The organism is Maribacter aquimarinus (assembly GCF_047345505.1).
Classification (GTDB): Bacteria; Bacteroidota; Bacteroidia; order Flavobacteriales; family Flavobacteriaceae; genus Maribacter.
In genome coordinates, this window is record NZ_JBLFEO010000022.1 from 1 (window position 1) to 13,626 (window position 13,626).

At 49.6% G+C, this 13,626-nt stretch carries 11 protein-coding genes; 7 read left to right on the plus strand and 4 right to left on the minus strand.

Annotated elements, in window-relative coordinates; genetic code table 11:
- Positions 1-108: 108 nt before the first annotated feature.
- Complete coding sequence (locus ACKWCC_RS14505; protein WP_413996674.1) at positions 109-234, minus strand: hypothetical protein; 126 nt, start codon at positions 232-234, stop codon at positions 109-111.
- A 61-nt stretch (positions 235-295) separates the two neighbouring features.
- Positions 296-784, minus strand: coding sequence for a helix-turn-helix domain-containing protein (locus ACKWCC_RS14510; protein ID WP_413996675.1), 489 nt, complete (start codon positions 782-784; stop codon positions 296-298).
- 166 nt (positions 785-950) lie between these two features.
- Here ACKWCC_RS14510 and msrA point away from each other — a divergent pair, with 166 nt between their 5' ends.
- From msrA to ACKWCC_RS14545, 7 genes are all read left to right on the plus strand, one after another.
- Positions 951-1,457, plus strand: coding sequence for a peptide-methionine (S)-S-oxide reductase MsrA (gene msrA, locus ACKWCC_RS14515; protein WP_413996676.1), 507 nt, complete (start codon positions 951-953; stop codon positions 1,455-1,457).
- A 194-nt stretch (positions 1,458-1,651) separates the two neighbouring features.
- Positions 1,652-2,113 carry a carboxymuconolactone decarboxylase family protein gene (locus ACKWCC_RS14520; RefSeq protein WP_413996677.1) on the plus strand — a complete coding sequence of 154 codons (462 nt, stop codon included), beginning with the start codon at positions 1,652-1,654 and terminating at the stop codon, positions 2,111-2,113.
- A gap of 7 nt (positions 2,114-2,120) precedes the next feature.
- Positions 2,121-3,065 (plus strand): aldo/keto reductase, encoded by a 945-nt coding sequence (locus tag ACKWCC_RS14525; RefSeq protein ID WP_413996678.1) that lies wholly within the window; start codon positions 2,121-2,123, stop codon positions 3,063-3,065.
- 100 nt (positions 3,066-3,165) lie between these two features.
- Positions 3,166-3,336: a hypothetical protein gene (locus ACKWCC_RS14530; RefSeq protein ID WP_413996679.1), complete on the plus strand. Its 171-nt coding sequence runs from the start codon at positions 3,166-3,168 to the stop codon at positions 3,334-3,336.
- 34 nt (positions 3,337-3,370) lie between these two features.
- Positions 3,371-3,931, plus strand: coding sequence for a peptide-methionine (S)-S-oxide reductase (locus ACKWCC_RS14535; RefSeq protein ID WP_413996680.1), 561 nt, complete (start codon positions 3,371-3,373; stop codon positions 3,929-3,931).
- A 98-nt stretch (positions 3,932-4,029) separates the two neighbouring features.
- Positions 4,030-5,145 (plus strand): zinc-binding dehydrogenase, encoded by a 1,116-nt coding sequence (locus ACKWCC_RS14540; RefSeq protein ID WP_413996681.1) that lies wholly within the window; start codon positions 4,030-4,032, stop codon positions 5,143-5,145.
- The gene (locus tag ACKWCC_RS14545) at positions 5,129-5,935 is read left to right on the plus strand and encodes an alpha/beta hydrolase (protein WP_413996682.1); all 807 of its coding nucleotides are present in this window, start codon (positions 5,129-5,131) and stop codon (positions 5,933-5,935) included. The genes ACKWCC_RS14540 and ACKWCC_RS14545 overlap by 17 nt, the downstream gene beginning before the upstream one ends.
- A gap of 44 nt (positions 5,936-5,979) precedes the next feature.
- Here the strand turns inward: ACKWCC_RS14545 and ACKWCC_RS14550 are convergent, their stop codons facing one another.
- The gene (locus tag ACKWCC_RS14550) at positions 5,980-8,331 is read right to left on the minus strand and encodes a GH92 family glycosyl hydrolase (RefSeq protein ID WP_413996683.1); all 2,352 of its coding nucleotides are present in this window, start codon (positions 8,329-8,331) and stop codon (positions 5,980-5,982) included.
- Positions 8,332-8,550: 219 nt separating this feature from the next.
- On the minus strand, positions 8,551-13,434 hold the full coding sequence (locus ACKWCC_RS14555) for a DEAD/DEAH box helicase (RefSeq protein WP_413996684.1): 4,884 nt from the start codon (positions 13,432-13,434) through the stop codon (positions 8,551-8,553).
- Positions 13,435-13,626: the final 192 nt, after the last annotated feature.

The window sequence follows — 13,626 nt, forward strand, 5'->3', positions numbered from 1 at the left end:
CCTGGCGTCATAAAGGGGCTCTTAAGCAAGGTTTTTGCACCGATCGGAAATGGTGGCCGAAATGCGCCCCGAATCGTAGCGGCCTAAAGTTTATAATCCTTGCGAAAATCAGCAAGCCCTACCATAGAGATAGGTGTTCTTAAAGGCTTGTTGAAACCCCACAATGGGCTTTACACCTTTGGCGGTGAGTACCGTTCCCACGTGGGTCATCAGCCCAAAGCGGCTCTCATCCATAAAGTAGAGGTTGTGGGAGCCGTAACCTTTATCAAGACTTGTTCTTAATAGGTCCAGGGCATCAGGGAGTTTTTTTGAAGACCTCTAGGGCCTGTTGGTCTTTTTTGTAATGTGACTTTCTGGGGTGCTTTTTCTTGGTCTTGAAATGTCGTATCAGGTAGGCCCTCAGGGTCTGGTAGTTGATCTTTTGGCCGTGGTGCTCCTCTACCCACTCAACGGCGTGCCAATAGCCCAGAAGTGGGTTGTGCGAATCGTTGACCTTCTCCTCCAGGGCCTTGTGGAGCTGCGCACTGACCACGCCCTTGTAGTGCCCACCGCTGCGAAGCGTGGTCAGGGCTTCCAGACCATCTTCCCTGTAGCGCTTTATCCAGGTCTTCAAAGTCGAGTGGCCCACACCCAAGAATTCTGCCAGGTCCGCCTGACGCTTGAATTTTCCCTTCTTTAGCAGCAAAAGGCTTTGGATGCGTTGGCGCACCTTAAAGTTCTTGGCTGCTTTGAGCTCCTTTTGAAGAGCTTCCAAACTTTCCGTAATCACTAAATCCGATGTCATTCCCATAAAGGGAAGATACAAAAAATTAAGCTAATTATAAATTATAATTGGTATTAAAGGAAAATGGTATAAACATTGGGGCAATTTGTACCCGTTTCAAAGCGGCATTATTCCGTAATTTTGTACGTGTTGAAAAAGAAATGGTAATCGTAAAAAAAAGAACACAATGGAAAATTATAAGAAAGCGTACATCGCAGGAGGTTGCTTTTGGGGAATGGAAGATTTGTTCCGTTCAAGACCGGGCATAAAAGACACAGAAGTGGGATACCAAGGCGGTGAAAACGAAAACCCCACCTACAAAAACCATCCGGGCCACGCCGAGGGCATTGAACTGACCTATGACCCCACGGAAACATCCTTTAGGGAGATCCTGGACTTTTTCTTCAGGATACACAATCCCACAACGGTAGATCGGCAGGGGAACGATCGGGGATCCAGTTACCGTTCCGCTATCTTTTATCAAGATGAAGAAGAAAAAAGAATTGCGGAAGAGGTCATTGATATCGTGAACAAATCCGGAAAATGGGAGGCAGAGGTGGTGACCACCCTAGAACCCTTTTCACCCTTTTGGGTTGCCGAGGACTACCATCAAGATTATTTGGTAAAGAACCCCAACGGGTACACCTGTCATTTTTTAAGATGGGAAGACTCCTTCTTGGATACGGTGTCCTAATATTGCACAAGGGCCCACATGGTTAGGTGGGCCCTTGTGTTGTTTTTAAACAAAATTGAACCACGAACCAAAGACATAAGTGTAAACAGGTCTTCATTGTGATATACGGAAGCGGCCTTGGCGCAAGACCAGCCCCGTTCTTTCCGTAAGCAATATGCCGTTTGTTCCCGTTGTCTTTACATAAACATGAAACAATGCACGAAGTAACATTTAAGAACACCAGATTTGATCCGGATGTGACCCCGTTTCACGGTTTGGCAAAGGAAATGGCCAAAGCCGTGGGATATACGGCCGATCTGGATGTGAACAAGGAACTGGCACAATTATTAAGGCTAAGGGTAGCGCAAAAGAACGAATGTGCCTACTGCGTGATCTTGCATTCCAAAGCATCCCGGGACATTGGCATTTCCGATGCTAAAACAGATAACATTTCGTCTTGGTACAACAGCGAACTCTACACCGATGTGGAAAAAACGGCATTGGCCTATTGCGATGTGCTGACCGATGGAATCTCAAAAGATTTTCAGCGCTATCACGATGCCCTGGCAGCACATTTTAACGAAAAGGAGATTGCCGAAATAGCCGCCATCATCATAAACATGAACGTTTGGACACGTCTTAAATTGGCACAGGGCGAAACACCGTTTTTAAAATAAACAGCCAATGGCAATAGGATTGGGAACCGCTGCCTTGGGCCGGCCACAATACATAAACCTTAAACAGGAAGAAAACACGGTACAAGATCTGGATGCTTTTAAGGAGAAAGGCATTCAGGTGTTGGAAGTGGCCTACCGTTCGGGAATTCGTTTTTTTGATACCGCGCCCGGTTACGGACTGGCGGAGCAATTGATGCTGGATTGGCTGCAAACCAAGAACGATGCATCCATTGAGGTTTCCACAAAATGGGGCTACACCTATGTGGCCAATTTTGATCCCAAGGCCACCGTACACGAAGTAAAGGAGCACAGTCTGGCCAAGCTAAACGCCCAATGGCAGGTTTCACGAGGCCTGTTGCCCCATTTAAAATTGTACCAGATCCATTCTGCCACTTTGGATACCGGTGTGCTGGAAAATGAGCAGGTGCTTAACAGCTTGTACGCCCTTAAAATGGAACATAAGCTCCAAATGGGCGTGACCACCTCGGGAGCAAATCAAACGGAGATCGTAAAAAAGGCCTTGGATGTTGCCGTGAACGGTACGCAGCTGTTCGATGCGTTCCAGGTAACCTATAACGTGCTGGAGCAAGGCCTGGAAGGGGTTTGCCAAGCATTGAAACATCAACATAAAAAAGTGCTCGTGAAGGAAGCCTTGGCCAACGGGAGGATTTTTAGCAATGCAGATTATCCCCATTACGGCGGTTGCTACCGGATGTTGGAATCCTTGGCCAAAAAATACGACGTTGGCACGGATGCCATTGCCCTGCAATTTTGCGCGCAGACCCTACCGGACAGTATGGTGTTGAGCGGTGCTTCCAACGTGGCGCATTTGGAGGCCAACTTAAAAGCGGAGGGCATTACACTTTCGGAAGAGGAGGTGGAAAAACTAAAAACCTGTAAAGTGGCGTCTGCCGATTATTGGGAAGAGCGGAAACGATTAAACTGGCAATAAAGCAGCTTGCACCAACAAGGACGGTACAGCAGCTGGTGTATGCTGGCGAAAGCTGTTTTTTCCGGCCGATAGTGCACCAGAAATCTAAAAAATAAAAACAATGGGCATTTTAGAAAACATTGAAGCCTGCTTTAAGAATGCACCGGATGCATGGGCCATTATGGCGGCGATGCCCCTAAGCATTTCATCAAGGAGTTTGTTGGAACAACATGGACGGTACCACGATAAAAAAAGACACCTACAACTGCAAAACCTGCAACATCCCCTATGACAAGAACATCTTGGAATAGTAGCGCCATAAAAAAATGAAGACACAAAAGATCGCCTTGGGCGGGGGCTGCCATTGGTGCACCGAAGCCGTTTTCCAATCCTTGAACGGAGTTGAAAAAGTGGAGCAGGGCTTTGTGGCCTCCGTGAACGGTAACGAAGTGTTTTCCGAAGCCGTGATCGTCCATTTTAACCAAGAGACCATACCCTTGCCCGTGCTGGTGGAAATTCATCTGCGCACCCACAGCAGTACGTCCAATCACGCGATGCGGTCCAAATACCGTTCGGCCATTTACACCTTTTCCGAGGAGCAGGCCCTGCAATGTAGAAGGGTGTTGCAGGAATTGCAAGCACTGTTCAGTGAACCATTGGTGACACAGGTGGTCCCGTTTTCGGCCTTTAAGGCCTCGGGCGAGGAGGTTCAGCATTATTATTTCAGCAATCCGGAAAAACCCTTTTGCCAGTCCTTCATCAACCCAAAGCTGCGGCTGTTGTTACGGCAATTTGCAGCGCACACCAACCTGGAGAAATTGGGCCATCTTCAAAGCAAAAAAGCGCCCGGGGCAAAGCACAAAGCAAAAAAACGTTCACAAGGGTAGCAAAGCCTTCGTGCCCTGTATTGGGGACAATTTCCGGTTAATGTGGTATTTTAGAGCAAAAAACTCCCTTTCATTCAAGGCACCAACCACAGGAACCTATGCCCATAACCTCCAAAAGTGCCATTGCCAAAGGCGACGGCACCTTTATGATAGACCACGTGACCGTGTCCGACCCAAAACCGGACGAGGTACTGGTACAGTTAAAAGCGGCAGGCCTCTGCCATACCGATCACGATTCGCTCTCCTGGGGCAAGCCCATGGTAATGGGTCACGAAGGGGCCGGCATTGTCAGTGCCATTGGGAAAGACGTGGAGCACGTGGCCGTGGGCGATGCGGTTATCCTCAACTGGGCCACGCCCTGCAACAGTTGCTTTCAATGTGGGCTTGGCAACGAACATATCTGCGAAAACAATTCGCCCGTGGTTGCCGGTGCCAACGGATATACCCAGGGCCACGCGCATTTGGAGGGCACAACCTACCAAGGGGCGCCCATGGAGCGTTCCTTCAACATCGGCACCTTGTCCCAATTTACCTTGGTAAAGGCATCGGCCGTGGTCAAAAACCCATTGAAGACCATTTCCTTCGCCGCGGCCAGTATCGTGAGCTGCGGGGTCATGACGGGCTACGGTTCCGTCATCAACATTGCAAAAGTAAGGCCCGGGAGTTCCGTGGTGGTGCTCGGTACGGGCGGTGTGGGTCTCAGCGTGGTGCAGGGTGCTAAAATTGCCAAGGCCGATAAGATCATTGCGGTGGACATCAACAAAAAACGCCTGCAAATGGCCGCGCAGTTCGGTGCCACGCACACCATCCTTGCCAATAGGGCGGACAAAGGCCTTTTGCAAGCGGCCTTGGAGGTGAAGGAACTTACAAATGGCCGTGGGGCCGATTATGCCTTTGAGTGTACCGCCGTCCCCGAACTGGGCGCGGCGCCCTTGGCCATGGTACGCAACGCGGGCACGGCCGTGCAGGTTAGTGGCATAGAGCAGGAAATCCCTTTTGACATGAACCTTTTTGAATGGGACAAGACCTATATTAACCCGCTCTATGGCGGTTGCCGGCCCCAACGGGATTTCCCCAAAATATTGGAACACTACGCCAGCGGTGCCTTGCAATTGGAGGAAATGATCACAAAAACCTATACCTTGGAGCAGTTGCCACAAGCCTTTGAAGACATGCTCTCGGGAAAAAATGCCAAGGGTGTCATCCTTTTTTAAAATGGAAGAACAGTTTAGAACAAGCGAAATTTCAGACCCTGCCTTTGAAAGCGACAACCTTAGGTTCATCACGGTAAAGAGCAACCACCTAAGGGGCAGGGGAGATATCTGTGTTTTTGTCCCGCCCTTGGAAAACCTGGCCAATATCCCTTTGGTACTGCTGCTGCACGGTGTTTACGGCAGTGCTTGGTCCTGGTCGCAGCAGGGGGGCGCCCACCGCACCGCTTGGGAGCTGATGCAAAAAGGGGAAGTGGGGCCCATGGTCATCGCCATGCCCTCGGACGGGCTCTGGGGAGACGGGTCGGGCTATCTGCCCCACCACCAAAAGGATTTTGAAAAATGGATCGTGGACGATGTACCAGCGGCCGTACGGCAGCATATTCCCATTGTGGGCCGGGCATCGCCCCTGTTCATCTCCGGCCTGTCCATGGGCGGTTTTGGGGCCTTGCGCCTGGGGATCAAATACCCCGAAACGTTCAAGGCCATCTCGGCCCATTCGTCCATTACCCACTTGGATCAGATGGCGCTGTTTGTGGAAGAGGAACTGGCGGGGTACTCCCAAGCGGATGCCCGCGAACATTCCGTGGTGGGCAAGTTGCCGGCCACCTTGCCCAAACTCCGTTTCGATTGCGGCACGGACGATCTTTTATTGGAGCACAACAGGGCCCTGCACCAGGCCCTGACCCAAAAAAAAGTGCCGCACATGTATGAGGAATTTGAAGGCGGACACCAATGGGCCTACTGGCAAGAACATTTGGTGGACACGCTGCGGTTTTTTAACAGGGTGTAGTTTTCTTCTGGATCCTTTGCCCCGGCCACCCTTGTTTCCTTGCCCTACCAGGGCCAATCTGCCGCTTTGCTCAAGGAATAGGGTGCCGCTTCGGGACCGGTGCCCCAATCGGTATGGGGTTCCCCGCCCATTTCAAAGTGCAACTGGCCGCCCGCTTGCACGGTTTCTGTGGCAATAAAGGTTTGATCGAACGGCTTCCCGTTCAATTGGGCGCTTTGTATGTAGGGCCGTCCCTTGCCGTTGTTGTCCGTGGTGATGCTAAAGGTATTGCCGTTCTCCAGCGAGAGGCTCACCTTGTCAAACAAAGGGCTTCCCAGCACATATTGGCCGGTGGCCGGTGCCACGGGATAAAAGCCCAGGGCACTGAACACGTACCAGGCAGAGGTCTGTCCGTTGTCCTCGTCCCCACAGTACCCATCCGGGGTGGGCTGGTACAGTTTGGTGAGCACCTCACGGATCTTCTCCTGCGTTTTCCACGGCTGCCCGCCGTAGTTGTACAGGTAGATCATGTGCTGTATGGGTTGGTTGCCGTGGGCGTAGTTGCCCATGTTCATGACCTGCATTTCCCGTATTTCGTGAATGGTGAAACCGTAGTAGCTGTCGTCAAACTTCGGTGGCATGTCAAACACCCCGTCCAGCATGGCCACAAAGTCGTCCTCACCGCCCATGAGGTCCATGAGTCCGTGAATATCGTGAAACACGCTCCAAGTGTAATGGAGGCTGTTGCCCTCGGTAAAGGCATCGCCCCATTTCAAGGGGTTAAAGGGCGATTGAAACGTGCCGTCCTTGTTCTTGCCCCGCATGAGCTTGGTACTGGGGTCAAAGAGGTTCTTGTAGTTCATTGATTTTTTATAGTACACTTGGGCCAGACTGTCCTTTCCCATGGACCTTGCCATTTGGGCAATGGTGAAGTCGGCATAGGCATATTCCAGGGTACGGGCCGCGTTTTCGTTTACGCCCACATCATAGGGCACGTAGCCCAGGGCGTTGTAGTCTTCCAGCCCGGCACGCCCCACGCTGTTCACGGGCCTCCCATGGGCCACGGTGGCATTTTTTAAGATGGCCTCCAAGAGCACCTCATTGTCCATGTCCTTTACCCCGCTCAGGTGGGCGTCCACGATGATGGGGGCAGAGTTGGATCCGATCATGACGTCCCGGTGCCCCGGGCTGGCCCATTCCGGCAACCAACCCGATTCCTTGTAGGTGTTGGCGAGCCCCTCCATGATCTTGCTGTTAAGATCGGGGTACATCATGTTAAAAAAGGGGAACACCGCCCTGAACGTGTCCCAAAAACCGTTGTCCGTGAACATATAACCGGGGAGCACCTCCCCGTTGTAGGGGCTGTAGTGCACCACTTCGCCCTGGGCGTTGTGCTCGTAGAACTTTCTGGGGAAGAGCAGTACGCGGTACAGGCAGGAGTAAAAGGTGCGCAGATGGTCCACGTTTTCACTTTCCACCCGTATTCTGCCCAGTTCCTTTTCCCAGGCGGCCGCGGCCAGGGACCGGGTGCGGTCAAAATCTTGGTCGCCAATTTCGCGGTCCAGATTCAACTGGGCCTGGGCGGGACTTATAAAGGAGGAGGCCACCTTAACGTTCACGGTCTGCCCGCGTTTGGTCTTGAACCCAATAATGGCCCCCACGTGCTGTCCTTCGCTGGCCAAGGAGTTCTCCTGGAGTTCCCAGCCATCGGTCCAGGTCTGGGTAAGGTCAAAATCCGTATCGAACTCGGCCACAAAATAGTTGTGGAAGTTGTCCGGGACCCCACCGTGGTTGTTTCTGCTGTGGCCCACAATTTTACGTTCCTCGGGCAAGATGGTTACTTTGGAACCCTGCAAAAAGGCATCGAGCAAGATGTAGGCTTCGTCCGTTTCGGGAAAGGTGAACCTAAAATGGGCCGCCCGTTCGGTGGGTGTTACCTCGGCCACCACATCGTAATCTGCGAGGTACACACTGTAGTGGTCGGGGCGTACCGTTTCGGCCTTGTGCGAAAAGAAGGAGGCGCGTTCGTTTTCCTCAAATTTCAGGTCTCCGGTAACGGCCATAAAGGAAAAGGCACCGTAATCATTGAGCCAGGGGCTGGGCTGGTGCGTCTGTTTTATGCCGCGCAGGGTCATCTCATCGTACTTGTAGGTCCATCCATCGCCCATTTTGGAGGTCATGGGCGTCCAAAAGTGCATGCCCCAGGGCGTTGCAATGGCCGGGTAGGTGTTGCCGTTGGAAAAACTGAATTCGGAATCCGTGCCCATCAAGGGGTTCACGTAATCCAAGTAGGTGGTTTCTTCCGCTGCGGTTGCCGGGCGGGTCTCCTGGGCGTTCTCCGTGCCACAGGACACGAGAAGGCCTGTAAGGGCAAAGAGGGTAAAAATGAGGTTGCGGTGGTTTGGTCTTGTTTTCATATCCCTGGTGTTTGTTTCCGTGGCGCGGGCACGGGCATTTGACCTTCCGTCTGGCCCCGGCCTATTTTTTTGCATTTGCCCGTTCCCAAAGAAAAGGCGCATTGCTTCGGGTTCTCTTTTCCGAAGGTATAAAAATAGCCATTTCTGTACCTTATGGGCAGCACCCCGAGCATTTTAAGGAACCTCAAATAGTTTTTGTCGGTGCCACCTCCCGTGAGTTTATGCCGTTTCAAATTCCAATTTGGGCAAGCCTTCCACAATCTCCACCGTCTGAACGCTCACGTTGATAATGCTTAGCAGTAAATCTAAAATGTAACGTGGGTTGCCCACTTCTTCTGCCCAATCATTGGGATCGTTTTTGATGCCGCTTTTCTTGTCGGTTTTAACCTGGTAGCGTTCCATGATCCACTCGATAGCAGATTTTCCGTTGACCACGTATTCGTAGGCCTTCGAAGGTATATTTTGAATCATTATAGTTTCGTTATAAATTATGTCCCTTTTGTCAAATTTGTGATTGATTGGAAAGCGCATTTTGGAAACACGATAGTGGACATCTTCACCTACAGCCTTCATGACCAGTACTTCTTCCGGTTTCGGATAATCTTCATAATTGATGTGCAGCTCTGCCAATGCCCGACCTGCTTTGCTGAATTTCCAAAAATCCCGTACATCTTCCACCAAGGGAATACGGGGCAGCATTTTCTTTAAATCATTGGCAAAGGCAGCGCGGTAATCGGGGCTGTGCAAGATGCCATAGACATAGTAGAAAATATCTTCCTTGCCAACATTTTTGCCATAGACCTTTTTGGCCCGCTCTAAAATGAAATCCGAAACGCCATCGCTGCGAATGTATTCGCTGTCTCCCTTGGCATCAAATAGGCCAGGGCTGTTTTTTTCGCGTTTTTCATAATGAAAAAACGGAAAACATTGTGCTTTTTCTACGGCATCAAGATTTGTGATTTTATCCGTAATCAAAGCCGAAAAATTTTTGCTTGCCCCTGCACCTGTGATGGTAATAAGCTTATTTTCTAATTTTTCATTTGGAAAAAGTTTTGGACTTAACCCAGGACGTTCAATAAATGGTTTATGAAAATAAAGATGCTGTTTTGTATATGGTCTATAAATGCCCGTTTTAATCACATCCTTCTTAAAATCGAGTTCAGTACCCTTTTCTAAATCTTTTTTCAAGTTTACAGTCCAACTAATTCTAGTCGGATCAGCATCAATGAAATTTTCAACTTTCAATTTTGAGTTTTTCCCTTTCGCATCCTTAAATTTCGATTGCTGTTCATTGTAGAAAGCTATGGTTCGTTTCATATTGTTCTCAATCTCTTTGGTCGAGAAGTTGTAAACCCAAGCATCTCTGTTGGTAGCTACGCCAATGGCATAAGTGCTGAAAAAAGAATTACTCTTCGCATCAAACTTCTTTTCAGGAGCCATCGGAATAAAGGTGTCAAACACATCATTACGTTGGTTAAGCCAATCGCCGTGCTCATTGGGCTGTATGGTCTTCCATTTCATTTCGCCATTGCCCACCGATTTGAATTTACTGATAATGGATAGCTTTTCTTTTTGGCTTAGATAGTCACCAATGTCATGGTAGTGAATAGTGGCTTTATCCGCCTTTGATCCAGGATTCTTGACCAAAAGCGTAATGGAAATGGGCGTTCGTGACCCCGAGCCAAAGATCTTCCCACCTTCCTTGCGGCTCAATTCGCCACTGGTGCGTTGGTTGCCGCGCAGGTTAAATACCCAAATACTGGAAAACTCTTTTTCAATGGCTTTGCGGAAACCGTCCGTACTGTTGCCATCCAGCCAGGCGCCATTGCTCACAAAGGCAATGATGCCCCCATTCTTTGGGTCCAACCGGTCGGTGCTCCAGCGGAAGGCTTTTATGTAGGCGTCATACAGAGATTTGTTCAAGCCTGCGGAAGATAGTGCGGCATAGGTATTTGCAATATCCGCATCCAACTTTTTGTATTTCTGATTGGCTGCATTGTCATTGGCCGATTTTTGCCCAATGGAATAAGGCGGATTTCCCATGATTACCCGCAACGGGGCTTTCTTTTGGCGTTGAACACGTGCGGAGTTCTGCGGAAACATTTCGGAGAAAAGCTTCTTGCTTTTGTCTGTTTCGCCCAATTGGAAGGTGTCCGTGAGGACGATGCCATCAAAGGGTTCGTATTCAGAGTCTTCACCCAATTGGTCGTGAAAAGCGTTTTCAATATTTACGGCGGCAATGTAATAGGCGAGGAGCACAATTTCATTGGCATGCAGTTCGTGTTGGTATTTTCGGGCTAGGTCTTTTCCCTCGATCAATCCGCTTTGGAGCAAGCGGGTAATGAAGGTTCCCGTGCCCGTAAAGGGGTCCAGCACGTGGATGTTTTCATCGGAGATGCTGCGGCCAAATTCCTGTTTCAGCACATCGTTGACCGAATGGATGATGAAATCCACCACTTCCACGGGCGTATAGACAATGCCCAATTGCTCCACCATTTTTGGGAAAGCGGTCTTAAAGAACTTATCGTACAGTTCAATGATGATGCGCTGCTTGCCCTCGGCATTGTCAATGCCTTCGGCACGTTTGCGCACCGAGTCATAGAATTTTTGCAGGGTTTCCGATTCCTCGGCCACTGATTTGCCTTCCAAAGCATGCAACATGGCCTGCATGGCGGTGGAAACAGCATTGCTCTTCACAAAGGAATACCCTTCAAAAAGAGCTTCAAAAATGGGTTTGGTAATGATGTGCTGCGCCAACATATCAATGGCCTGGGATTCCGAAATACTGGGATTGATGTTTTTCTGCAAGCCTGCCAAGAAATTATCAAAGGCTTTGCGCTGATCGGTTTTGGTGTCGATCAAGTGTTTTATGCGTTCAATTTGGCGATCGGCGATCTGGGCCACATCTTTTGCCCATTGTTCCCAATACCTGCGATCGCCCACCTTTTTTACCATCCGGGCAAATACCACGGCTTGCAACTGCTCAAACTGCAATGCCATTTGGCGGTTGATGTCTTTGGTGGTTTGGTAAGCGGCCCCACCTTCATTTACTTCAAAGGCATTGCCATCACCGTCAAAAGAATATTCAGGTCTGCCCACCAAAATGTTGTTGGGTTTCCTTTTGTTCAGTTCAAGCTTGTTTACCGTGGCATTGAAACGGTCGTCGTGGGCGCGAAGGGCATTGAGCACCGTCCAGACCACTTTGTAACGTTCATTATCGTCCAGCGCCTTATCGGCTTCCACATCGGCGGGCACAACAACGGGGATCACTATGTAGCCATATTTTTTGCCCGGGGACCTGCGCATTACCCGCCCAACGGATTGTACCACATCCACTTGGGAATTTCGGGCGGAGAGAAACAAGACCGAATCCAAGGAAGGCACGTCCACCCCTTCGCTCAGTACCCTTACATTGGTAATGATGCGGCATTCATTGTCTGGGGTTTCCTCTTTGAGCCAAGAGAGCATTTGATCGCGCTCTGGAGCGGCCATGGTGCCGTCCATGTGTTTGGAAGCCACGCTCACCATTTGTTCTTTTTTTTCTGCGGGCAGCGAGCTTAGATAAGCGTCGGTGGCGGTGTTATAGGTAGCGGTAATTTTTTTTGAAGTGGCAATATTGGCACAAAAGGCCACTGCCCGTTTCATGGGCAAGGGGTCGGCTTTTTTGGTGCTGCCATCGTCTCCCAAAAACTGTTTGCTCAAGGCATTGATGCAGCCAATAAGCTTCGAGGCATCATCTGAATTTATTTCAGATTCACCATCGGCAATCATCCGTTGCACGGCAGGTGGTACATCTTTGTCGTTCAGGGTAAGGATCAGCACTTTGTAATCGGTGAGCAAATCGCGTTCCACCGCTTCGCCAAAACCAATACGGTATATTTCTTCACCGTACAGGGCGGGGTCGTCCATGGAGCAAAGGACGGCTTCCGCCTGCGCAGCCTTACTTTTGGTATTGTCATCGTAGAGCCTGGGCGTGGCGGTCATATAGAGCCGCTTTTTGGCTTTTATGAAATCTGCGTCATGCACTTTTGTAAAAGCCGATTCATCTTCACCTGCCAACGAAACGCCCGTGGTTCGGTGGGCTTCATCACACACGATCAGGTCAAATTTGGGAAAGCCATTTTTTAGCAGTACTTTTTGCGCCCGTGCAATGACCTCAATGGATTGATACGTGGAAAAAACCACCGTCATCCCGGTATTCCCCGTTTTCCTTATTTGTTCGAATTGATTGAGGATATAATCGGAATCCGTTGAGGCAGGGAAAGCCAAATCCACGATACTGAAGGAATCCGAATCTTCATTTTTCTTTTTCTGTTTGGTTATGCCGGGGTCAGAACAAATGGCAATGGCGTTAATTGGCTCATTGGCATCGGCACTCCACTCCCGTAAGGTTTGCCCGAGCAATGCAATGGAGGGGACAAGAAAAAGGATCAATCCTTTTCCATCTGTTTCGTTTTCAGAAATGCGCAGCGCATTGAATGTTTTTCCCGTCCCGCAAGCCATAATGAGCTTGCCACGGTCATGGGTCTTAAAATATTGGTGGGTTTTGTCAAGTGCATCCTTTTGGTGCGGGCGCAGCGTTTTTTTTGGGGTACGGGCAGCTTCTCCATGGATGCCACTTTCAAGTTTGTCCCAATCCACTGGCGATTCGATCAAATCAAAGAGGTTGATCCGGGCAACGGGCGGGTTTTGGTTTCTGATGGCCTGTTCCGCATTGCTGCCCCATTTGTTGGTGGTGGATATCCAAAGGCGCTGAGCGAAACGCACTGTTTGCATCTGCTCATTTTTGAATTCCCTGCTGGAAGTGGAGAGAAAGCTGTCAACCGCAGGTTTGTCTATGGTTGCATTTTCCTGAAAGCATTTGCATTGAACGGCCCAATAATCGCCTTCCTGTGTTAGCGCAACTAAGTCAATTCCTGTATCGCCACCGCCCAATTCAATTTTGCCCGGAAACTCATTCCACATCCAAACATTCTTGAATTTAAAGGCGTACTTCGGGTCCGTTTGCAAATAGGCTTGCATCAGCCTTTCGAATCGGTCACCCTTATCACGCTCGGAAAAGGCAAATTTTCTGTATTTGTCCAATACTTTTTGAAAACTCATTCTTCGCTTATGTTATTATGTTCGTATCTGCCCAAAATCAAGTCGTTAAAATAGGCAGGGCATATCGTTTATCTCTTTTTTCAATGAAGGGGTTTACACTTTCCGCAGTCGCCCTAAAATAGACCTTGTTGGCTTTTGCTTCTAACATAGCTTCGGCAAAACCAAAGGTAGCTGTCTAAGTTGTCATCTTCT

Bases quoted from the DNA above. Each gene is read 5' to 3' on its own strand.
- ACKWCC_RS14525 (WP_413996678.1), top strand. From the start codon at position 2,121: ATGGCAATAGGATTGGGAACCGCTGCCTTGGGCCGGCCACAATACATA.
- ACKWCC_RS14535 (WP_413996680.1), top strand. From the start codon at position 3,371: ATGAAGACACAAAAGATCGCCTTGGGCGGGGGCTGCCATTGGTGCACC.
- ACKWCC_RS14510 (WP_413996675.1), bottom strand. From the start codon at position 784: ATGACATCGGATTTAGTGATTACGGAAAGTTTGGAAGCTCTTCAAAAG.
- ACKWCC_RS14530 (WP_413996679.1), top strand. From the start codon at position 3,166: ATGGGCATTTTAGAAAACATTGAAGCCTGCTTTAAGAATGCACCGGAT.
- ACKWCC_RS14505 (WP_413996674.1), bottom strand. From the start codon at position 234: ATGGATGAGAGCCGCTTTGGGCTGATGACCCACGTGGGAACGGTACTC.
- msrA (WP_413996676.1), top strand. From the start codon at position 951: ATGGAAAATTATAAGAAAGCGTACATCGCAGGAGGTTGCTTTTGGGGA.
- ACKWCC_RS14555 (WP_413996684.1), bottom strand. From the start codon at position 13,434: ATGAGTTTTCAAAAAGTATTGGACAAATACAGAAAATTTGCCTTTTCC.
- ACKWCC_RS14550 (WP_413996683.1), bottom strand. From the start codon at position 8,331: ATGAAAACAAGACCAAACCACCGCAACCTCATTTTTACCCTCTTTGCC.
- ACKWCC_RS14540 (WP_413996681.1), top strand. From the start codon at position 4,030: ATGCCCATAACCTCCAAAAGTGCCATTGCCAAAGGCGACGGCACCTTT.
- ACKWCC_RS14520 (WP_413996677.1), top strand. From the start codon at position 1,652: ATGCACGAAGTAACATTTAAGAACACCAGATTTGATCCGGATGTGACC.